The 20501-nt window shown below is 60.9% G+C and carries 19 protein-coding genes; 8 read left to right on the top strand and 11 right to left on the bottom strand.

The features are described from left to right. Positions 1-69: 69 nt before the first annotated feature. The 6 genes from fdh3B to FIU93_RS11425 all read right to left on the bottom strand — a co-directional run bounded on the left by fdh3B (position 70) and on the right by FIU93_RS11425 (position 5855). Positions 70-663 carry a formate dehydrogenase FDH3 subunit beta gene (fdh3B, locus tag FIU93_RS11450; RefSeq protein WP_006937368.1) on the bottom strand — a complete coding sequence of 198 codons (594 nt, stop codon included), beginning with the start codon at positions 661-663 and terminating at the stop codon, positions 70-72. 12 nt (positions 664-675) lie between these two features. Then, positions 676-3579, bottom strand: a complete 2904-nt coding sequence (locus FIU93_RS11445) for a formate dehydrogenase subunit alpha (RefSeq protein ID WP_023003116.1) — start codon at positions 3577-3579, stop codon at positions 676-678. Between the two features lie 104 nt (positions 3580-3683). After that, the gene (locus FIU93_RS11440) at positions 3684-3884 is read right to left on the bottom strand and encodes a hypothetical protein (RefSeq protein WP_023003115.1); all 201 of its coding nucleotides are present in this window, start codon (positions 3882-3884) and stop codon (positions 3684-3686) included. Positions 3885-3942: 58 nt separating this feature from the next. After that, positions 3943-4551 (bottom strand): molecular chaperone TorD family protein, encoded by a 609-nt coding sequence (locus FIU93_RS11435; RefSeq protein WP_055656785.1) that lies wholly within the window; start codon positions 4549-4551, stop codon positions 3943-3945. 63 nt (positions 4552-4614) lie between these two features. Next, entirely contained in the window at positions 4615-5289 is a 675-nt protein-coding gene (locus FIU93_RS11430; RefSeq protein WP_209010342.1) for a DUF3306 domain-containing protein, read from the bottom strand. Beyond that, the gene (locus tag FIU93_RS11425; protein WP_208984238.1) at positions 5286-5855 is read right to left on the bottom strand and encodes a DUF3305 domain-containing protein; all 570 of its coding nucleotides are present in this window, start codon (positions 5853-5855) and stop codon (positions 5286-5288) included. The genes FIU93_RS11430 and FIU93_RS11425 overlap by 4 nt, the downstream gene beginning before the upstream one ends. 206 nt (positions 5856-6061) lie before the next feature. Here FIU93_RS11425 and FIU93_RS11420 point away from each other — a divergent pair, with 206 nt between their 5' ends. Beyond that, positions 6062-8026, top strand: coding sequence for a 4Fe-4S binding protein (locus FIU93_RS11420; RefSeq protein WP_152505632.1), 1965 nt, complete (start codon positions 6062-6064; stop codon positions 8024-8026). Positions 8027-8042: 16 nt separating this feature from the next. On the opposite strand, the gene FIU93_RS11415 is transcribed toward FIU93_RS11420, so the two are convergent. Next, on the bottom strand, positions 8043-8807 hold the full coding sequence (locus tag FIU93_RS11415; RefSeq protein ID WP_208984239.1) for a hypothetical protein: 765 nt from the start codon (positions 8805-8807) through the stop codon (positions 8043-8045). Positions 8808-8899: 92 nt separating this feature from the next. Between FIU93_RS11415 and FIU93_RS11410 the strand changes: the two genes are divergently transcribed. The 5 genes from FIU93_RS11410 to FIU93_RS11390 all read left to right on the top strand — a co-directional run bounded on the left by FIU93_RS11410 (position 8900) and on the right by FIU93_RS11390 (position 13148). Continuing rightward, positions 8900-9094: a DUF6494 family protein gene (locus FIU93_RS11410; RefSeq protein ID WP_023003109.1), complete on the top strand. Its 195-nt coding sequence runs from the start codon at positions 8900-8902 to the stop codon at positions 9092-9094. Between the two features lies 1 nt (position 9095). Beyond that, positions 9096-10205, top strand: coding sequence for an Mrp/NBP35 family ATP-binding protein (locus FIU93_RS11405; protein ID WP_152505631.1), 1110 nt, complete (start codon positions 9096-9098; stop codon positions 10203-10205). Then, positions 10202-10903: a biotin/lipoate--protein ligase family protein gene (locus tag FIU93_RS11400; protein WP_055656245.1), complete on the top strand. Its 702-nt coding sequence runs from the start codon at positions 10202-10204 to the stop codon at positions 10901-10903. The genes FIU93_RS11405 and FIU93_RS11400 overlap by 4 nt, the downstream gene beginning before the upstream one ends. Positions 10904-10907: 4 nt before the next feature. Further along, positions 10908-11384, top strand: a complete 477-nt coding sequence (locus FIU93_RS11395; protein WP_062487297.1) for a DUF6505 family protein — start codon at positions 10908-10910, stop codon at positions 11382-11384. A 186-nt stretch (positions 11385-11570) separates the two neighbouring features. Then, positions 11571-13148: a serine hydrolase gene (locus FIU93_RS11390; RefSeq protein ID WP_152505630.1), complete on the top strand. Its 1578-nt coding sequence runs from the start codon at positions 11571-11573 to the stop codon at positions 13146-13148. 22 nt (positions 13149-13170) lie between these two features. On the opposite strand, the gene FIU93_RS11385 is transcribed toward FIU93_RS11390, so the two are convergent. Beyond that, the gene (locus FIU93_RS11385; RefSeq protein WP_152505629.1) at positions 13171-14049 is read right to left on the bottom strand and encodes a PhzF family phenazine biosynthesis protein; all 879 of its coding nucleotides are present in this window, start codon (positions 14047-14049) and stop codon (positions 13171-13173) included. A 232-nt stretch (positions 14050-14281) separates the two neighbouring features. Between FIU93_RS11385 and FIU93_RS11380 the strand changes: the two genes are divergently transcribed. Next, complete coding sequence (locus FIU93_RS11380; RefSeq protein WP_023003103.1) at positions 14282-14800, top strand: hypothetical protein; 519 nt, start codon at positions 14282-14284, stop codon at positions 14798-14800. 93 nt (positions 14801-14893) lie between these two features. On the opposite strand, the gene FIU93_RS11375 is transcribed toward FIU93_RS11380, so the two are convergent. Continuing rightward, the gene (locus tag FIU93_RS11375; protein ID WP_152505628.1) at positions 14894-15967 is read right to left on the bottom strand and encodes an alpha/beta fold hydrolase; all 1074 of its coding nucleotides are present in this window, start codon (positions 15965-15967) and stop codon (positions 14894-14896) included. A 134-nt stretch (positions 15968-16101) separates the two neighbouring features. On the opposite strand from FIU93_RS11375, the gene FIU93_RS11370 reads away from it, so the two are divergent. Then, positions 16102-17139 carry an AraC family transcriptional regulator gene (locus tag FIU93_RS11370; RefSeq protein ID WP_209010341.1) on the top strand — a complete coding sequence of 346 codons (1038 nt, stop codon included), beginning with the start codon at positions 16102-16104 and terminating at the stop codon, positions 17137-17139. A gap of 275 nt (positions 17140-17414) precedes the next feature. On the opposite strand, the gene FIU93_RS11365 is transcribed toward FIU93_RS11370, so the two are convergent. Then, positions 17415-18578, bottom strand: a complete 1164-nt coding sequence (locus FIU93_RS11365; protein ID WP_152505626.1) for an iron-containing alcohol dehydrogenase — start codon at positions 18576-18578, stop codon at positions 17415-17417. Positions 18579-18889: 311 nt separating this feature from the next. Further along, on the bottom strand, positions 18890-20278 hold the full coding sequence (locus FIU93_RS11360) for an aldehyde dehydrogenase family protein (protein ID WP_152505625.1): 1389 nt from the start codon (positions 20276-20278) through the stop codon (positions 18890-18892). Between the last annotated feature and the right edge of the window lie 223 nt (positions 20279-20501).

Below are 20501 nucleotides of genomic sequence, written 5' to 3'. Positions count from 1 at the left end.
TTCTTTCAGGCATCTACCCAAGCGTGACGGGCAGTCCGGCGTGCCGGTCTGCCCTCACCCCGCAAGGGATCAGCCGCCTTTCTGGCCGTAAGCGGTACCCCAGCCCCAGGCACCCGAGCCGAAGCCGCGGGCAACCACACGTTCGCGGTAGATGGCCGACACGACGTCGCCATCGCCCGCGAGCAGGGCCTTGGTGGAGCACATTTCCGCGCAGAGCGGCAACTTGCCTTCCGCGATACGGTTGCGGCCGTATTTCGCGAACTCTGCAGTGGAGTTGTTTTCTTCCGGACCACCTGCACAGAAGGTGCATTTGTCCATCTTGCCGCGCGATCCGAAATTGCCCGCTTGCGGGAATTGCGGTGCGCCGAACGGACAGGCGTAGAAGCAGTAGCCGCAGCCAATGCACAGGTCCTTCGAGTGAAGCACCACGCCTTCTTCGGTCTGGTAGAAACAGTCCACCGGGCACACCGCCATGCAGGGTGCGTCCGAGCAATGCATGCAGGCCACGGAGATCGACCGTTCGCCCGGTTTGCCATCATTGATGGTCACAACACGGCGGCGGTTGATGCCCCACGGCACCTCGTGCTCGTTCTTGCAGGCCGTGACGCAGGCATTGCACTCAATGCAGCGTTCGGCGTCGCAAAGGAACTTTGATCTTGCCATTTGTCGTCCTCCTTACGCTGCCGAGATCTTGCAGAGAGTAGCCTTGGTCTCTTGCATCTGGGTCACCGAGTCATACCCGTAGGTCTGAGCGGTGTTACAGCTTTCCCCAAGCACATAGGGGTCTGCACCCTTCGGATACTTCGACCTCAGGTCCTCGCCCTGGTAATGACCACCGAAGTGGAACGGCATGAAGGCAACGCCTTCGCCGACACGTTCGGTAACCATCGCCATGACCTTGACCTTGCCGCCCTCCGGGCCTTCGACCCAGACCTGTGCGCCGTCACGCACCCCGAGATTGTTGGCATCCCGCGGATTGATTTCGACGAACATGTTCTGCTGGAGTTCCGCCAGCCAGGGGTTCGACCGGGTTTCGTCCCCGCCGCCCTCGTATTCGACCAGACGGCCGGATGTGAGGATGATCGGGAAGTCCTTGGAGAAGTCGTTCTTCTGGATCGACGCATAGAGTGTCGGAACGCGCCAGAACGACTTGTCGGCATAGGTCGGATAGTCCGCGACCAGATCCCGCCGGTTGGTGTAGAGCGGCTCGCGGTGCAGCGGCACCGGATCCGGGAAGGTCCACACAACGGCACGCGCCTTGGCGTTGCCGAACGGGGCACAGCCATGGGCGATCGCCACGCGCTGGATACCGCCCGAAAGGTCGGTTTTCCAGTTCACGGTGCCGATCTTGTCCGCAGCGCCGGCAACAGTCTCGATCGACTGACGCTCTTCGGCCGTCAGGTCACCATCCCAGCCGAGGTCGATCAGCATCTGCATGGTGAACTCGGGATAGCCGTCCTGAATGTCCGCACCGGGGTTGGAGACACCTTCCGCCAGAAGGTTCTGGCCATCACGCTCCACGCCGTAACGGGCACGGAAGCACAGACCGCCTTCAGCGACCGGCATGGACATGTCGTAGAGATTAGCCGTTCCCGGGTGTTTCATCTCTGCGGTGCCCCAGCACGGCCACGGCATGCCGTAGAACTCGCCGTCGTTCGGACCACCGACTGCACGCAGCGTGGTACGGTCGAAGGTGTGCTGGTTCTCCATGTGCGACTTGATACGCTCAGGCGACTGGCCGGTGTAGCCCACCGTCCACATGCCGCGGTTGAACTCGCGTGTCAGGTCCTCGATGTTCGGCTCGTCCCCGTCCATGCCGATGTTGCGGAAGAGACGGTCGTCGAAACCGAACTTCTTGGCGAACATGGCGATGATCGTGTGGTCGGGCTTGGATTCGAACAGCGGTGCAATCACCTGTTCGCGCCACTGCAGCGACCGGTTGGAAGCGGTCACCGAACCACGGGTCTCGAACTGGGTCGAGGCCGGCAGCAGGTAACAGCCGTCGGTGCGGTCGTGCAGGATTGCCGAAACGGTCGGATAGGGATCAACCACGACCAGAAGGTCGAGCTTTTCCATAGCCTGTTTCATTTCCGGCAAACGGGTCTGGGAGTTCGGGGCATGGCCCCACAGAACCATCGCACGGGTGTTGTCCGGCTGTTCCAGGTTTTCCTTGGCTTCAAGGACACCATCGATCCAGCGGCTGACCGGGATACCGGTCAGGTTCATCATGGCCTTGTCCTTGCCGTCCGCACCCTTGATGGTGCCGAAGCGGCCTTTCAGCCAATCAAGATCTTCTTCCCACACACGAGCCCAGTGAGCCCAGGAGCCGGCGGTCAGGCCGTAATAGCCCGGCAGCGTGTCGGCGAGAACGCCAAGGTCGGTCGCTCCCTGCACGTTGTCGTGGCCACGGAAGATGTTGGTGCCGCCACCGGCGGTGCCCATGTTACCAAGTGCCAGCTGCAGGATGCAGTAGGCACGGGTGTTGTTGTTGCCGTTGGTGTGCTGGGTGCCGCCCATGCACCAGATCACGGTGCCCGGACGGTTGTTGGCAAGCGTCCGCGCTACGCGCTTCAGCTGGCTTTCCGGCGTACCGGTGACACGCTCGACTTCATCGGGCGTCCATTTGGCAACTTCTTCGCGGATCTGGTCCATGCCCCACACGCGGGTGCGGATGAACTCCTTGTCTTCCCAGCCGTTTTCGAAGATGTGCCACAGAATGCCCCAGATGAGGGCAACGTCCGAACCCGGACGGAAGCGCACATATTCGTCGGCATGGGCCGCGGTGCGGGTGAACCGCGGATCGCAGACGATCAGCGGAGCGTTGTTCTGTTCCTTGGCGCGCAGCACGTGCAGCAGGGAGACGGGGTGTGCCTCCGCCGGATTGCCGCCGATGATGAAGATCGCCTTGGAATTGTGGATGTCGTTGTAGCTGTTGGTCATGGCGCCGTAGCCCCATGTGTTCGCTACGCCGGCAACCGTCGTGGAGTGGCAGATGCGGGCCTGGTGGTCGACGTTGTTCGTTCCCCAGTAGCCTGCAAACTTGCGGAAGAGATAAGCCTGCTCGTTACTGTGCTTGGCCGAGCCGAGCCAGTAGACGCTGTCCGGACCGCTTTCTTCGCGGATCTGCAGCATCTTGTCGCCGATCTCGTTGATCGCCTCGTCCCAGCTGATCCGTTTCCACTCTCCGCCTTCCTTTTTCATCGGATATTTCAGGCGGCGCTCGCCATGAGCGTGTTCGCGGACGGAAGCTCCCTTGGCGCAGTGGGCACCCAGGTTGAACGGGCTGTCCCAACCGGGCTCCTGCCCGATCCAGACTCCGCTGGAAACTTCGGCGATAACGGTACAGCCAACGGAACAGTGCGTGCAGATCGACTTGACGGTCTTCACGGCATCGCCGGTGGATTGTGCCTTGGCTTTGGTGACCGTTCCTCCGGTCACGGTAATGGCGGCCAGGCCGCCTGCGGCAAGACCGGATCCCTTAAGGAACGTACGGCGGTCTACCGACTTGTGTGCAGCGTCTTTCAGGATACTTGCACCTTGGGGGCGTCGCGCAACCCCATTGGTCTTTTTCCTAAGCATATTGCCCTACCTTGCTTGTATCAGAACCTGATACGGCTGGGTTATTTGTGAACCGGCGTCCGGGCGTCACGCAACCATGGCCGGGGAAGTCTCACAGGGTCCAGTTAGAACCGGGCGCTGTCGTAGTAGGCACGGGTATGAACCGTGTCCTGCATCTTGTCGGAAGCCAGATCGGGCTCAGCCGCTTCAGCGGTGGTTCCGGCGGTTACCGTGGTCACGGCAACCGGGGCAGAAATCGCCGCCAGCTTCAGGAAGTCCCGGCGGCCTGTACCCTCTTCGGGGCTTGCCGTTTCGGGTCGTTTCATTGTCGCATTCCTCCTCTCGCAGATGGATGGCCAAGCCACCCCATTTCAGATGCAACCGTCAGTTCGAGATCATGTCGAAGCCCTGTGCCTCGATTTCCATGAACTGGCGCCCCAACGATCCGACAGCACCGTAGAACACCGATGTTCCAGCCGCTTCCAGATCAGTGAAGAAATGTATCGCCCAAGGTTCCACGTGGGCGTTGAAGAAACTCTTCTGTTCGCTGAGAGACGTCACCTTGCCGAAACGGCCGAGGATCATCCCCGCCATCATCTCCATCAGCGATGCGATGTTGTCTTCTGGCTCGTGCTTGTCTTCAGCGCGCTCGATCCCGCGCTCCGCCATGTCCTGGCGCAGCTTTGCGAGAGGCTTTTCGTTGAGGAACCCTGTCAGGTAATAGCTGGCGTATGGCAGCAGTTCGCCGCGCCCGAGACCGACGAAAAGGGCATTGAATTCACGCTCGGCCGTCTCCGGCGTCGTCACTGCCGCAATTCTGGCAAGCACATTCAGAGCATTGCCCAGGGGCGTGTCACCACCCTGCAGGCCCGCAATCTGCTCGAGCAGTTCGGCTCCGGCCGGGCGCGCAAGCACCAGTGCCAGAAAGTCGTACAATTCGGACCGGGCCTGATCTTCCGGTTCGATAATGAATTCCCTCGCCACAACGGCCATTCGAGCCTTTTCCTCCCACACGCGCGGTGCTTTTCTGGCGCAAAAACTTCTTAGACTTTAGTATTAATCAAAGTCGAAACGCATTCGGCGCCGTTTCGGCAGGCGCTCTTCTTCGGTTTCGACCAGTGCTGTTTCATCAGACACAATAGTCCCAATTTCACTAATTTGCACCTTCTCGTCTCTTTGCGTCAATCGAATAGATGTTTTTCCATTTTCGACATAATTATGCTGCGCTGCAACAAGTTGTTCCGATTGCGGCGCAGCAGAATCACTTTGCCCGGAAAGTACTTCACCTTCTCCGGCCTGCGTAGCGTCCGAGTTTTCGTCCGGCTCCGTTTCAGAGATTTTTTTCAAGAATCCACGACCAACTTCATAGGCGGTCTTCACCACCTGACCGGCGGTCGATGCATCGGTAAAATCATCGTCATAATCGTTCAGGCCATCGAGATTGGCGAGAACGGGGTTGGACAGCCACAAACGGCGCAATGCCCTCCGGCGCAGACGCTCCGGCACGGTCTTGGCCAGGAACTGCGTGAAATCGTCGTCCTTCTGCAGGCTGTCGGGATCAGGCAATCCAAGTTTTTCCAGGATTTCCGCATCGGTCTTTTCTTCCAGCTCGACCCGTTTCGCGGTTTCAAGCTCAGCGTCCCGGCGCTCGACCTCCGCGGCTTCGGCCTCACGAACCGCAGCCTTGCGCCTTGACCAGAAATCCATTGGCTTGTCGTCACCGGAGTTCACTGCAGTGTGTCCTTCTTTCGGGTGCCGGGCGCCCGGTAAACGTCGGCAAGCTGCCGGATGCGTGGATCACCGATGCCTTCTTCCTCCAGGTCGATCCGGTGCTTGTCACGCTGACGCTTGTAGAAGATTTCCTCTTCGTGGTGCATGTCAATGAATTCCCGGACCCAGGCAATCAGCCCTGGCGGCATTGGCACCTTCTCGACAAAGACCTCGGCGGAATCCGCGTAATCCAGGCCTTCATGGGCAGACGCTGTCATGTGCAGCACCTCAATGGGGATCGCCGGAGCCAGCTCCGGGGCAGCCCGCATCACAACGTAGACGGAGGGAACCTTGTCGGACAGGGCAATCAGATAGGCTTCGGTCTGGGTGTGATGCAGCTCCAGGCTCAAGGTCGTCGCATGGTATTCGATCGCATCGCCTTCGGCCCGCAGCATTTTCCAGTCCGCAGGCGCGGCTCCCGGCAGCAGGGACACCGGCAACCAGGTCCACTTCTGCCAGCGCGTTACGCCAGGCAGCCTGCGCACCACAACCCCCACCGGCATGACGCGCGTTCTTTCCCTAGTCACGAACCACCTACCTCCCCGTCCGCCGGTTCAATCCGACTCCGTTTTGATGTTACGTAAAATGCTGTAGCAAGCGACATAAATTTCAAGCCCCGCAGAAGTCGAACTTGACGCGCGCCTTTCAGCGCCCTTGTTATGGGGTTCGGTATTGTCTGACAAATCACAAGAGAATCGGTTTCGGACGATCCGGGGGAGAGGACGCGCACACAATGACGCAACCAAGGCTTCTGCTTTGCGATTGCCTGAATACACAGGCTATTGACGCCGGGCTTATCGAACAGGCAACGGGACTGACCTGTTCGAAAATCCACACGCAACTTTGCCGCGGCGAAGCAGCGCAGGCTGCCGAAGCGCTTCAGGCGGGCAATGTCATCATTGCGTGTCAGCAGGAACGCCAGGCATTCGAGGATCTGGCCGCAGACCTTGAAGCGGACGAACCTCTTTTTGTCGATCTGCGCGACCGAGCCGGTTGGACCGCCGACACCCGCAGCACATCTCCCAAGATGGCCGCGCTGCTCGCCGAATCGATCTTGCCGACACCCGGTGCAAAGGTCGTGGACGTTACCTCGGAGGGCACCTGCCTCATCCTTGGCGACAACGAAGCTGCGCTTACCGCGGCAGACCATCTTTGCGAGCTCCTGAGCGTTACAGTCATTCTCGACCCTGCCGACGAATTGCCTCTTGCCGACGACCGGCGGTTCGACATCGTGCGCGGCCGGGTAACAACAGCAACCGGTGCGCTTGGCCACTTCAAGGTCGGTTTCGATGCCCTGCAGGAACGCATTCCCGGCGGGCGGGGCGCGTTCAACTGGACAGACCCCAAGAGCGGTGGGCGCACGGAATGCGACATCGTGCTGGACCTCCGCCGGGGGCAGCCGCTCTTTCCCGCACCGGAAAAGCGGGAAGGCTACCTGCGGGCAGACCCGGGCAATACGGGCGCGTTCACCAAGGTGCTCCTGGATGCCTCACAACTTGTCGGCACCTTCGAAAAGCCGCTCTACGTTCGTCTGGACGAGCAGCTCTGCGCTCACTCCAGGGCCCGCAAAACAGGCTGCACGCGCTGTTTGGATCTTTGCCCAACCGGTGCCATCAGCCCCGGCGGCGACAGTGTTGCGGTCGATACGATGGTCTGCGCCGGCTGTGGAAGCTGTTCGGCGGTCTGTCCGTCCGGCGCCATCAGCTACGACGCTCCTCCCGTCAGCCACACCTTCCAGCGACTGCAAACGCTGGCGGCAACCTGGCGCAAGCTCAGCTCCGACGCACCGCGCCTGCTCGTTCACGACAGCAGCCACGGCGCAGAACTGATCCGCCTGGGCGCGCGCTACGGCAAGGGCTTGCCGGCAGACGTCATTCCGCTGGAGATGGAAGCCATTGCCAGTTTCGGCCATACGGAAAGCCTGGCAGCACTTGCCTGCGGCTTCGCCGACGTGACCGTGTTGCTATCACCAGCCACGGAAAAGGAAGGCATGCCCTTCCAGGCAGAACTCTCCAATGCGATCGCCGGCGAAGACCGCGTCTGCCTCATCACCCCGTCCGATCCGGACGAGCTGGAAGAAATCCTCTACCGCGAACAGTCTCCGGTGACCGCGAAGCAGCCGATCCTGCCCCTTGGCTCCCGCCGGCAAATCACGCGCCTTGCCGCCAAATCGCTCAACGAGCCGGGCAAGGTCATCCCGCTTCCGGAAGGAGCCCCCTATGGCTCGGTTGTCCTTGACCAGAACGCCTGCACGCTGTGCCTGTCCTGCGTGTCGCTCTGCCCGTCCGGCGCCCTTAAGGAAAATCCCGATGCGCCGCAGCTGCGCTTTCAGGAGGATGCCTGCCTGCAGTGCGGCATCTGCACGACAATCTGCCCGGAAAAGGCCCTGACACTGGATCCGAGGCTGGATCTTTCGGACGACGCATTGCGCGCCAGGGTGCTGAAGGAAGAAGAACCGTTCAACTGTGTTGAATGCGGCAAGCCATTCGGTGTCCGGTCAACAGTGATGAGACTGACGGAAAAGCTCGCCGGCAAACACGCCATGTTCCAGGACAACAAGGCCATACAGCTCATACAGATGTGCGACGACTGCCGCGTGAACGCCGTCTACCATTCGGAAAACAACCCGTTCGCCTCCGCCGAGCGCCCACGTGTTCGCACGACGGACGACTACATCAGCAAGCGGCGCGATCATTGAACCGCATGAGACAAGATCACTGGTACTGTATGGGGGCTCCGAGGTCGGCCGGCGGAATGCGGGAAACGAACGCAAGGATCGCTTCGAGTTCTTCAAGCGTCATCTGCACCGGCACGATTGGCGATGGCCGGCTAATGTCGAAGGGTTCGGTAACGCCGTCGATCACCGTGAAAGCGGGATGCGGATTGAGGGCAAAAAACGCCTCAAACCGCATTTGCCAGTCGGAGAAACTGCGCATCACCGCGAAGGAAGGCGATGAACCGATGGTCGTAAGGCGCGTCGCCTCGTTGACCATATGGCACCGTCCGCAATGGAGAACGGCCAGTTCCTCACCCCGGATCGCATCGCCGGACAGGACGACCGGACCGTCGTCCTCCACCTGTTCGAGCGCTGCGGTGAACACCTGCTTGCCGTCCTCCTCGAAAGCATCAACCGTGCGCCTGCCGATATCCCCGGTCAGCCAGTCCCGAAAGCGGATCGCGTGTTCGTTTGTTTCCTCATGGGTCATGAGGAACCAGGTCTTGCCAAGTCCGGAAAACACGGCAACCCCGGAAGCGCCTTCCGAAAGACTGAGTTCGGAGGATTCCGTGTCACCCACAATTTCGATGCGGATCCCGGTCTTGAGCGAAAAGCGCGGCAGCAGATATTGGAGGAAGCCGGTTTCCGCAATCGCGTTCGGCACGCCCATCCGGAAAGACCGCGATTGCGCGATCCCCGGTTTATGGAACAGGATGCCCGCCGACAGGGCAACGGCAAGAAATATCAAGGCACGGCAGCCCACGCGCTCCTCCCTCACGTTGCTGGCCAGATCCGCTAGGGTAGGTTTCAATCGGGCGAGCCGTCAATGTGCGCCGCATTCAACAGGAGAATAAGATGAGCGAAGATTTCAACATGTCCATGCGCAAGTTCCTGAAGCAGGTCGGTGTGACCTCGCAGCAGGCCATCGAAAATGCGGTGCGCGAAGCAGGCCCGAATGCGGGAAAATCCTTCAAGGTGAAAGCTGTCGTAACGATCGAGGAACTCGGTCTCGAGCACGTGGTCACCGGCGAAATCGAGGGGCAGGACTAACGTGTCACTGACGCGCGAAACCGCCCTGTCGGTTCTGAAGACGATCAAGGATCCGGCCTCCGGCGAGGACATTGCCGCCTCGGGCATGATGCGGGCACTGCAAGTCAATGGCGGTACGGTCCGCTTCGTTCTGGAGATCGACCCGCGGCGCATGGCCGAGATGGAAGTTCTGAAAAGCGAAGCGGAAACGAAGCTCGAAGCGCTGGAAGGCTGCGAAAGCGTTCAGGTGATCCTGACGTCCCATGCGGACCAGCCGACCGCACAGGCCGCCAAACCCGCAGCGCCCAAACCGTCCGAACCGCAGCCGATCCGGGCGAAACCGGCAGCACCGGGCGCAACCGGGCCGCAGAAGGTGCCTGGCATCGACCGGGTGATCGCGGTTGCCTCGGGCAAGGGCGGCGTCGGCAAGTCGACCGTGGCTGCCAATCTTGCTTGTGCGCTGGCCGCCGAAGGTCGCAAGGTGGGGCTTCTGGATGCCGACGTCTATGGTCCGTCGCAGCCCAAGATGCTTGGCATCTCCGGCCGGCCGACCTCGCCGGATGGCCAGATGATCCTGCCGCTGCGCAACCACGGCGTCACCATGATGTCCATCGGCCTGATGACATCTGGCGACGAGGCAGTTGCCTGGCGCGGGCCGATGCTGATGGGTGCTCTGCAGCAGATGATGACCCAGGTGCAATGGGGCGCGCTCGATGCGCTGATCGTCGATCTGCCGCCCGGCACCGGCGATGTCCAGATGACACTTTGCCAGAAGTTCGCCGTCGACGGCGCCATCATCGTTTCGACACCGCAGGACGTTGCCCTGATCGATGCCCGCAAGGGCATCAGCATGTTCGAGCAGATGCAGGTTCCGCTTATCGGCATGATCGAGAACATGTCGACCCACATCTGCTCCAACTGCGGTCATGAGGAACACGTCTTTGGCCATGGCGGCGTTGCTGCGGAAGCGGAAAAGCTCGGTGTTCCCCTGTTGGCCGAAGTGCCGCTGCATCTCAACATCCGCCTTGCCGGCGATGGCGGCACGCCGATTTCGATCAAGACACCTGAAGCGCCGGAAGCTTCCGTGTTCCGTCAGCTCGCTCGAACTTTGATCGCGGAGGGCAACGCATGAGCGAAGTGCAGTTTCCGCCGCTTTTTCAGGGCGAGGCGCTGACCGGACAGGCAGACCCCTTCGAACGTGCATTGGCGCTTGCCATCACAGGCACGGATCCCGGAACAGTCATCTATAACCTTGGCGGGGAACGTCTGCGGGCGGCTCTGATCTTTGCACCGGAAGTCCCGCTGGAGGAGGCCATGGCCATCCTGCCCGTGTGCGGCCTCGGCTTTCAGGCAGCGCTCGGCACGCTCGCCCCGCCGGAGGTGGCAGTCCATCTGGAATGGGATGGCCGGATTCGCGTCAACGGCGCGGTCTGCGGGCGCATGCGCGTCAAGGCGTCTACGCAGGATCCCGAGGCAACCCCGGACTGGCTGATCCTCGGCCTGGAACTCAGCATGACAAGCCGGAAATCGAACCCCGGCAAGGATCCTGACCGAACCTGGTTGTCCGAAGAAGGCTGCGGCGAGATTACCCCCGACCAGCTTCTGGAGTGCTGGGTGCGCCATAGCCTTTACTGGCTCAATCGCTGGCTGGACGACGGCCCGCGCCCCGTCCATTCCGACTGGCGCGGTCTTGTTCCGACGCTGGGTGAAACGGTGGAGGTTGACGGAACCTCCGGCACTTTCGTCGGTGTCGATGAAAATTTTGGTATGTTGCTGAGAACGGGTGAGGACACGACCTTGATCCCGCTTTCCAGCCGTCTTGAGGGATAACCGGATGAAACTCGCTCGTGCCATTCACCTGGATGACAGCGACCGCAACGTCTTCTTTTCCCCGGCTCGTACCGGCGAATGGTGCCTGTCCGGCGGCTTCGAGTTTTCCGACTGGACCGAAGCCGACCTGACCGGCAAGGCACGTCAGGCCTTTGCCAACGGCTGGCTGGGGCTGGAAACCTTCGGCAGAGCAACCTTCGTTGCCGTCACCCCGATCGAAGAGGCCGAGCTTGCCACCCTCGCAGAGCGGCTTGCTCAGCATTTTGTCGACATTTACGGCGCACCTTCCGTAGAGGCGGCGCTTGGTGTTGCCCGTCAGGAGCTGGCCTATATGGCAGAGCTTTGCGAGGAGCATCCGGAAAACACGCTGATCGCCGTTCAGCGCGACCTGACCGAAGACGGTGTGCGCGAAGCCTTCAGAACCATTGCCGCCCCGGAAGCGAAACTGGATATGGTCGCCGTCCACGGCGACATCGAATAGCACCCGACCTGCCGGCCGGATGCCGTTCTGGTGCCGGCCACTTGCTTGTCTGCTCAAGACACGGTTGCTTAACCAAGAAGTTTCAACAAACCCGCATTACACGTCGTTAAGTTGATCTCTCAGGTGCGTTTCGCGCATCATGCATATGCTTGTTTTGATTTCAGTATCTCCCCAAGGAATTTGCATATGCCCCGGCACACACTCTCCCGCCGTCTGTTTCTCGGCACTGCGACCGCTGCACTGACTGCACTGCCACTGCGTGGGTTTGCGCAGGAGCTTTCTCCTGCCCAGACACCAGGCGTTGAAGCCTCGCCCGAGCAGATTGCAAAGGCAGTCGCGGAGCTTGACGCAATCGTGGCCGACGTGATGACGCGCAGCAAAATCCCGGGGCTCGCCGTTGCCGCCGTTCATCGGGGCGAAACCGTCTATTCCAAGGGCTTCGGCGTGCGCCGCCTTGACGGACCGGAAACCATCACACCGGACACCGTGTTTCAGCTTGCGTCCCTCTCCAAACCGGTGGGCGCGACCGTCGTTGCGAGCCAGGTCAGCAAGGGCGTCGTCGGCTGGGACAGCCGGATGCGTGAACTGTTGCCCTGGTTCGAATTGTCCGATCCCGACCGCACCGAAAAGCTGACCATAGGTGACCTCTACAGCCATCGCTCCGGTCTGCCGGACCACGCAGGCGACGATCTGGAAGACCTGGGTTACGACCGAAAGGAAATCCTGCAGAGATTGAAGCTTCTGCCGCTGGCACCTTTCCGGATTTCCTATGCCTATACTAACTTCGGCCTGACTGCCGCCGCGGAGGCCGTTGCCGAGGCTGCCGGCACCGACTGGAGCAGCCTTTCGGAAGAAGCGCTTTACAGGCCACTCGGCATGACGTCGACCAGCTCACGCTTTGCCGACTACATAGCAGCAAGCAACCGCGCCATCCCACACAGCCGAGACGGCGACGGCTTTGCTCCGCTGTACCAGCGCAAGCCCGATGCCCAGTCGCCGGCAGGTGGCGTCAGTTCGACCGCCAACGATCTGGCCATCTGGCTGAAGATGCTGCTTGCAGACGGCGCCCACGCGGGAACTCCGCTTATCGCACCCGAGGCGCTTCTGCCGGCCATCAGCCCGCAAAGCTTTTCGGATCGCCCCCACAGCCCCGATGCCAGGTCCGGCTTTTACGGTTACGGTTTCAATGTCGGCACTGATCCGTCCGGCCGTGTCCGGATCGGCCATTCCGGCGCGTTCCTGCTGGGCGCGGGCACCTGCTTTGCGATGATCCCCTCGCTCGGCCTGGGCATAGTCGTCCTCACCAATGCAGCCCCTGTCGGGGCAGCTGAAGCCATCACGGCCTCTTTCACCGACCTGGCACAGCTCGGCCACATCACCCGGGACTGGTACGGCGGATATTCGAGCAGGTTCGAAGGCTTCTACACCAAACGTGGCAGCACTGTCGGTCAGGACCGCCCGGCAGATGCCGGCCCGACGCCTCCGCAAGACCTTCTCACCGGCACCTATTCCAACCCGTATTTCGGCAAGGTCGAAATCAAGGCAGACGGCGACAAGCTGGTGCTGATGGCAGGACCGAAACAGATCCCCTTCCCGCTGAAGCCCTGGAGCGGGCCGGTAATGGTGTTCGATTTCGTCACCGAGAACGCGCCCGACGGATCCCGTTCGACGCTCGTCTTTGGCGATGTATCATCCGGTCCGGCCAAGTCGCTCGAGATCGAACTCTTCAGCGAGACGGGACCAGCGCTGTTCGAACGGGTCTGACGTCACACCGGCGCAGCGGGTTTCACAGGTGAAACTCGCCCGTCAACCGCAAGGCCGCATACCCACCGACAGAAACACCGGTGACTTCGCCGCCAGACGTGTTCAGCACTGTTCTGACGATGCTTGGACGACCCATCTCGAAGCCCTGCTCCGCGACCAGGACCGCCTGTCCGCCATTACCAGGCAGAAGTTTTTGCGCCCGGAACAATTGGCAGGCCAGCGCACCGTTGGTGGTGCCGCTCGCCGCCTCTTCCGGATCGCCGACACCGTGGCAGAGATCCCGCAGGCGAACCTTAGCCTTGCCCAGACCACGCCCTGTCCGGCACCAGATGCCCATCGTGTCGATCGACCGTGCCTGGCTGAAACGGCGCAGCCCGTCATCATCCGGACGAAGGGCTGCCAGAGCATCGGTATCTTCCACTTCGATGAAAACATGCCGAAGGGCTGTCGAGGACGCCGCAACGCTGAGAATACCAGCCGGCTCCATGCCGAGCAGCGGAGCTATCTCGTCCGCGATTGCCTCGTTCAATCCGAACTTCGGCAAAGGCTGGTGCATGGTGATGGCACCGTCCGAGGCGACATCAACACCGATTTCCCCCGCGGGTGTTTCCTGCACATAGCTTCCAGGCCCAATCCGCCCGTCGGCCAGCAACGCTGCAAAAATCGCAACGGTAACATGGCCGCACATATCCATTTCCGCCCGGGTCGAGTGAAAGCGGACCTCGATCCTCTTGTCGGACTTCTGGCGGACAAAACCCGTCGTCGGGGCACCGATATCCGCAGCGATCCGCTGACGCGCGTCCGGCCACAGCGGCGTATCCTCAAAAACAACGCCGCCGATGTTGCCGCCTCGCTCATCGGCAGCAAAAGCGGCATAGAGGCGGACGGGCAACTTATCCATTTCGGCATTCTCACATTGTCGGCGTTGCAAAGAGGGCGCATCCGATCATGCAAGAGGAGGTGTAGCAACAGCGCCGTCGCGTTATCCAAAGATTGGAAACAGCCGCTGCGAGGCGTCAATTTTTCATCACGAATTCGTCACGCAGGACCCTCGCCATTTTATTTCCATGTGATCGCATTCAGAGCCAAGTATCTGCCAGCAGAAGAGACAATCTCAGGAAAGTGATCCCGTCATGAATACGACTTCCAGCCAGGCCCAGACTGCCGGCACCCTGCCCGCCCTGAGTTTTCATACGCTCGGTCTGATGTTCATCTCGGGCTTCTTTGCGACCAACGCGTTCGACCTCTGGGGCCAGATCATCAGTCCGGCTTTGGGTTTCGCGACACTTTCACCGCACGGCCTCGCCAAAAGCCTGCTTGGCAGCCTGGGTCTTCCGAACGGTGACTTCGGCGGATATTTCGTCCATTTCTACGCCGTCGGACTGATCGGCTACCCTGTCGGCTGGATGTTCATCTTCGCGCCGTTGTGGCAGCGCGTGGTCGGCAACACCCACTGGCTCCTGCCGTCGGCAATTTACGGTTTCGGTCTCTGGGTCTTCGCCATTGGCGGCATCACATCGGTCGCCGGCCTGCCTTTCTTCCTGAACTTCAGTGGCATCGTCTGGGTCGCCCTCGTTGGCCATGTTCTCTACGGCATCGTGCTTGTGGCAGTGCTGAAGCTGATCGAACGCAGCCAGGGCGCTTCATCCTGACACCTTGAGACGACTGGCAGCCTCCCCCCCGAAAGCAAGGGAGGCTGCAGTCCACATGAGCAAAAAAGCTCGATCGTGTCCCCGGCCAGGCCGTCAGTTTGCCGCCTTCAAATCTTCCCGGAAACCCTCAACAATCATCTTGGCCATCTGATCGTGCAGCTCGGCACGAGACCTGCCGCCACCATCGGTGCACAGGCTGTCCGTCTCGCCGATAGATTTCATGAAGGCAATCGCGTCTTCCTTGCACACGGGCAGGAAGCTGAAATGAACGGCATCCTCGATGTGATCCAGATCGGCGTCTGGCGCAGCAGCGGCCAGATGCGCAGAACGCACACCGACATCGATCTGCCCTGCCACGCCAAGATTGAGGAAATGCAGCGGCACACCGACGCCCGCGAAGCTTTGCTCCTGAAAAGCAGCCGCCAGCGCCGGATCGACAGCGATAACAGACTTGATCCGGGCATCATGGCTCTTTTGTTCGAAAAGAACCTTGTCGACCGTCCGCAGATCAAGCGGCTCGACCTTGATTTCCTCCCTGTCGACAAAGGCTCTGCCGCCCATGAACCATTGGCAGTCCGGCATCTGCGGATTGGTGTCGCAATAGTTGACGTAAGCCTCCAGGCTTGCCGTTGCGCCCACGCTTTCCAGAACGGCAGCGCCACCAAGGGAAAAACCGAGCGCCCCGATATTTCCCCGGTCGATTGACGCCGACCAGTCCGGATCGGCAATCAACTTATCGATCACCACGGAAAGGTCGTCCGTTCTTTGCCAGAGCTTCGGCGTATCTTCCGGCGTGGAATCGCCGCTGGTGGTGCCGGGGTGATTTGGACCGGCGACGATAAAGCCTTCGCCGGCAAGTTCGCTCGCGATCCAGGCCATCTTTTCGACTGACGCTCCCGACCCGTGCGAGAGCACGATCAGCGGATACATCCCTTCCACCCTTGCGGCATCGGCCAATGCTGGCGTGCCTTCGAAGATCCTGTCATCGCCGATCAGCACCGCCTCCCCGCCCGGCTTGGCCGGGTACCAGACCAGAACAGTGAGATCCTCGCCTCTGGCTTTCGAATTTACCGAGATCTCGCGAACACCCACCGGTTCCTGGGCCTTGGCTGGTGTGGTGACGGCCAGCGTGAGAACCAGCGGCAAGAAAAGAGATTGTATTTTCATGAGGGGTCTTTCAGTCAGTGGAGCAATGACCGAATTCTTGCTAAGGCCGTGATGGAAAGCGTCCTCTTTCACGATTCAGTCATGCCGGATCGCGATAAAGGTCCCCGCCATCGCCCCATCGAGGTGCCTTGCCCGTGCTGTTTGTTCCCCTGCCCTTCGTCAACGCGTTGCTTCTGGCGCTTGTCTTTGTGTTCCTGAAGAAAAGCAACGGAGCAACAGCCACGCGCGCTTTCCTGATGCTGATTGCCCTGTGCTGCCTGCAATCCATCGTCCTGGGCCTGCGCTGGGGATATAACGTCGACGCTTTGCGCTTCGTGCAGCCGCTGCTGGCCGCTCTGCTTCCCCCTCTTGCCTATGAGAGCTTTCGCGGTCTCGTCGATCAGGCCGCGCCCGGACGGTTTCGCCTGGCAGCGGCGCCACTGGCCGCACTCGTCATTCTGGGTCTGATGCTTGCGGCGCCTGTCTTGCTGGATAGTGCGCTGGTGCTGCTGTTCCTGGCCTATGCCGTGGCCCTGGCACGGATCGCCTGGCGCGGACCGGACGGCCTCGGACTTGCGCGTCTGGACGAAGCTGCCGCTGCCCACCGGGCCCTGTGGCTGGCCGCCTTCTGCCTGTGCCTGTCCGCCCTGTTCGATCTGGTGATCCTTTTCGATTTCGAACGCTCGGGCGGCAGCCATGCAGCCATTCTGGTCAGTAACGCAAATATAGTCAGCCTGTTGCTGATCGGTCTTGCCGCCCGCACGGCAGGCCATGCCCAGACGGAGACAAACACCGAGCCGGAACCCGCGGCCCAGACCGCCACGTCCGAAGACGCGGAAATCGTCGCGCGGGTCGACGCCCTGATGACGGCACAGCACCTTCATCGCGACGACACGCTCAACCTCTCAAGGCTGGCTCGCCGTGCCGGTCTGCCCGCCCGTCAGCTCTCGCAGGCGATCAACCGGGTGCGCGACATGAATGTCTCACGCTATGTGAATGATTTCAGGATCAAGGATGTCTGCACGCTGCTGCGCCAGGACGGCATCACGGTGACCGAGGCCATGTACCGGGCAGGGTTTTCGACCAAGTCGAACTTCAACCGCGAATTCCTGCGGGTGACCGGCATGACGCCGGATCAGTGGCGGAAGGCGGAGAGCAGCGATCTCGAACAGAAAGACCGAATGGCGCGCTGAGCGCCAGCAATGCACGCACCACCAACCTCATCCTGGAAACGTTCAGAGCGACCTGAAGTGCAAAGGCTCTGAGTGCGTGATCCGCGACGCAGCGAAGCGAAGACCCGGGATCGGAGAGCGTCAAAGCTGTCCGCGAACAGTTCTGGTCCATCTACAGGCCTCGCGGCACACCGGCCTGGCTTGGCTACGCTTGGCCGTGATTGCGAAAGATGGCCTGAAAAACAAAAAAAGGCGCACCGGTATCCGGTGCGCCTTCGAGGTCAAGGGGTCTTGCTTCAGACGGTACCCTGCTGAGCCTTGTCGAAGATGTCCAATGCGCCTTCCTTGGTCAGCGGAACCGGGTTACCGCCTGCGGTCGGGTCGACAATCGCCATTTCGGCAATCAGGTCGCGCTTGCTGTCATCGACATTGAGACCGGCCAGCGTGTGCGGTACGCCGAGGTCTTCACGCAGTTTCAGGATCGCATCGAGCACACCCTGATAACCGCCGGCGATGCCAAGGAAACCGGCAAGCCGCTCGAATTTCTGTTCGATGGCGGGTTTGTTGAACTGCAGCACGTAAGGCATGAAGACCGCGTTGGTCATGCCGTGGTGAGTGTCATAAAGCGCGCCGACCGGATGAGACAGCGAGTGGATCGCTCCGAGGCCCTTCTGGAAGGCAACAGCACCCATGGCGGCGGCGCTCATCAGGTGACCACGTGCTTCAAGATCAGACGCATCCGCAGCAACTTTCGGCAGGTTTTCAAACACCAGCCGCATGCCTTCAAGCGCGATGCCTTCGGACATCGGGTGATACATCGGTGCGGAATAGGCTTCCAGGCAATGTGCCAGAGCGTCCATACCGGTGCCGACGGTGATGAAGCGCGGCATACCGACAGTCAGTTCCGGATCGCAGATCACGATGGCCGGCAGCATTTTCGGATGAAAGATAACCTTCTTGGTGTGCGTCGCTTCGTTGGTGACAACACCCGCGCGGCCAACTTCCGAGCCGGTTCCGGCAGTGGTCGGCACCGCGACGATCGGCGCAATACCGGCCGGATCTGCACGGGTCCACCAGTCGCCGATATCTTCAAAGTCCCAAATTGGCCGGGTCTGGCCGGACATGAAGGCGATCAGCTTGCCTGCATCGAGGCCCGAACCGCCACCAAAAGCGATGACACCATCATGTCCACCGGCCTTGTAGGCGGCGACACCGGCAGCAATGTTGCTGTCGACCGGGTTCGGCTTGACGTCGGAAAAGACCGCAGCCTTAAGGCCGGCAGCTTCCAGGCTTGCAATCGCCTCCGCGACCATCGGCAGGCCGGCAAGGCCCGGGTCGGTGACCAGCAGCGGATTGGCCATGCCGGTGGCCTTGACCGCATCGGGAAGTTCCTTGATGCGGCCGGCACCGAAGCGAACGGAGGTCGGATAGGACCAATTGACGGAAGGAAGTGAGCTCATGGGTGTCTCGTTGTCTTGAAACTCAGGGTTCTGGTCGCTGCCACACCGACAAGGGAGGCAGTTACAAGTCTCGGCATTGCCTCTTGCACCCCTCTCCCCCCTTGCGGGGGAGATGTCAGCGAAGCTGACAGAGGGGGGTGACTGGGCTCTGCGTATATTCCGGTGCCTAGTTTGCCGAGGGGGTGGCACCCCCCCTCTGTCTCCTTGCGGAGACATCTCCCCCTCAAGGGGGGAGAGGGGAGCAAGCTCAATCACCCTGCCCGATTTTGGACTAGGAAACTGGGCTTGCTCGGTCGTTTGTCAGACCGGCCTCAATGTTCCAGACGGAAGTGGAACGACTTCGGTCGGGTCAGGTTGTGGAAGCCGATTTCGGAAAGAGCCGCACCCTTGCCGGTGTCCTTGACGCCGGTCCAGACCAGGGCCGGGTCGAGATAGTCGCAGCGGTTCATGAAGACGGTGCCGGTCTCGATCTTGTCGCCGATCTCGGCAGCGGCCTGAACGTCTTCGGTCCAGATCGATGCGGTGAGGCCATAGGGGCTGTCGTTCATGAACTGCAGCGCTTCCTCGTCGTCCTTCACCTTCATGATGCCGACGACCGGGCCGAAGCTTTCTTCGCGCATCACGGACATCTGGTGATTGACGTCCGTCAGCACCTGCGGCGCCAGGTAGGGCGTGCCTTCCTTGTCGGCTTCGAACTTGGAGGTATCGATGTGCGCCTTCGCGCCCTTGCGCAGAGCTTCTTGCGTCTGCTCGCGGATCCAGGCGGCAAAACGCGCCTGGGCCATCGGGCCGAGAGTGGTCGCTTCATCCAGCGGATTGCCAAGCTTGTACTGGCTGGTCAGATCGACAAAGCCTTCGACGAAGCGGTCGTAGAGGCTTTCATGCACATAGACGCGTTCGATGCCGCAGCAGCACTGGCCGGCGTTGTAGAATGCACCATCGACCAGGTTATCAACCGCATAGTTCAGGTCTGCATCAGCCCGCACATATGCCGGGTCCTTGCCGCCCAGTTCCAGACCAAGCGTCGCGAAGGTACCGGCCAGCGCCTTTTCGATGGCACGTCCGCCGCCGACGGAACCTGTGAAGTTGACATGGTCGATCAGACCGGAACCGAGCAGCTTTTCCGTGCCCTGGTGGGTCAGGACGATGTTCTGGAAAACGCCCTTTGGCAGACCAGCAATCTCGAAGGCCTTGGCGAGGCGTTCACCGACCAGAAGGGTCTGCGCGGCATGCTTCAGCACGACCACATTGCCTGCCATCAGCGCCGGCATGATGGTATTGATCGCCGTCATGAACGGATAGTTCCACGGCGCGATCACCATGACGATGCCGAGCGGCACGCGGCGCAGGTAGCGCTTGAAGCCCGCCTTGTCGGTGCGCTCCACATCGGCCAGCGCTTCAGCAGCGATCTTCGCGCAATATTCGGTGCGCTCGATGGTGCCGCCGAGTTCGCCACCGAAACGGATCGGCCGGCCCATCTGCCAGGCCAGTTCGGGCACGACTTCTTCGTTCATCGCCTTCAGCGCTTCCAGCGCCTTGAGGCAATAGGCAACGCGTTCGGCAACCGGCACGGCAGCCCAGCTTGCCTGTGCGGTCCGTGCGGTGGAAACGACACGGTCGACCGTGGCGTCGTCCAGCGCCGTGCGTTCGGCATAGACCGAACCGTCGATGGGGGAAATCAGCTTGATGACATCTGACATTTTGAACCTCTCAGAACCGCCTCTACGGACGGTTTGTTGAAAGTGGTTGGCTCCGATTTCTTGTTTTTCAGCACCCGCCTCCCTCATCCTGAGGAAGCGCGCGAGTGCTGTCTCGAAGGATGGGCCGCTTGTCCGGTGTGCCGCCCATCCTTCGAGACGGACCTAGTGGTCCTCCTCAGGATGAGGGGTAACCAAGCAGCTTGCCTTCTAGTGCTTCATCGCC

It is taken from the genome of Labrenzia sp. THAF35 (genome assembly GCF_009363595.1).
Taxonomy (GTDB): domain Bacteria; phylum Pseudomonadota; class Alphaproteobacteria; order Rhizobiales; family Stappiaceae; genus Roseibium; species Roseibium algicola.
This window is presented reverse-complemented; position numbering and strand designations above follow the sequence as displayed.

Coding starts and splice junctions, on each gene's coding strand:
- fdh3B (WP_006937368.1), bottom strand. CDS start 663: ATGGCAAGATCAAAGTTCCTTTGCGACGCCGAACGCTGCATTGAGTGC.
- FIU93_RS11445 (WP_023003116.1), bottom strand. CDS start 3,579: ATGCTTAGGAAAAAGACCAATGGGGTTGCGCGACGCCCCCAAGGTGCA.
- FIU93_RS11440 (WP_023003115.1), bottom strand. CDS start 3,884: ATGAAACGACCCGAAACGGCAAGCCCCGAAGAGGGTACAGGCCGCCGG.
- FIU93_RS11435 (WP_055656785.1), bottom strand. CDS start 4,551: ATGGCCGTTGTGGCGAGGGAATTCATTATCGAACCGGAAGATCAGGCC.
- FIU93_RS11420 (WP_152505632.1), top strand. CDS start 6,062: ATGACGCAACCAAGGCTTCTGCTTTGCGATTGCCTGAATACACAGGCT.
- FIU93_RS11410 (WP_023003109.1), top strand. CDS start 8,900: ATGAGCGAAGATTTCAACATGTCCATGCGCAAGTTCCTGAAGCAGGTC.
- FIU93_RS11400 (WP_055656245.1), top strand. CDS start 10,202: ATGAGCGAAGTGCAGTTTCCGCCGCTTTTTCAGGGCGAGGCGCTGACC.
- FIU93_RS11395 (WP_062487297.1), top strand. CDS start 10,908: ATGAAACTCGCTCGTGCCATTCACCTGGATGACAGCGACCGCAACGTC.
- FIU93_RS11390 (WP_152505630.1), top strand. CDS start 11,571: ATGCCCCGGCACACACTCTCCCGCCGTCTGTTTCTCGGCACTGCGACC.
- FIU93_RS11385 (WP_152505629.1), bottom strand. CDS start 14,049: ATGGATAAGTTGCCCGTCCGCCTCTATGCCGCTTTTGCTGCCGATGAG.
- FIU93_RS11380 (WP_023003103.1), top strand. CDS start 14,282: ATGAATACGACTTCCAGCCAGGCCCAGACTGCCGGCACCCTGCCCGCC.
- FIU93_RS11375 (WP_152505628.1), bottom strand. CDS start 15,967: ATGAAAATACAATCTCTTTTCTTGCCGCTGGTTCTCACGCTGGCCGTC.
- FIU93_RS11365 (WP_152505626.1), bottom strand. CDS start 18,578: ATGAGCTCACTTCCTTCCGTCAATTGGTCCTATCCGACCTCCGTTCGC.
- FIU93_RS11360 (WP_152505625.1), bottom strand. CDS start 20,278: ATGTCAGATGTCATCAAGCTGATTTCCCCCATCGACGGTTCGGTCTAT.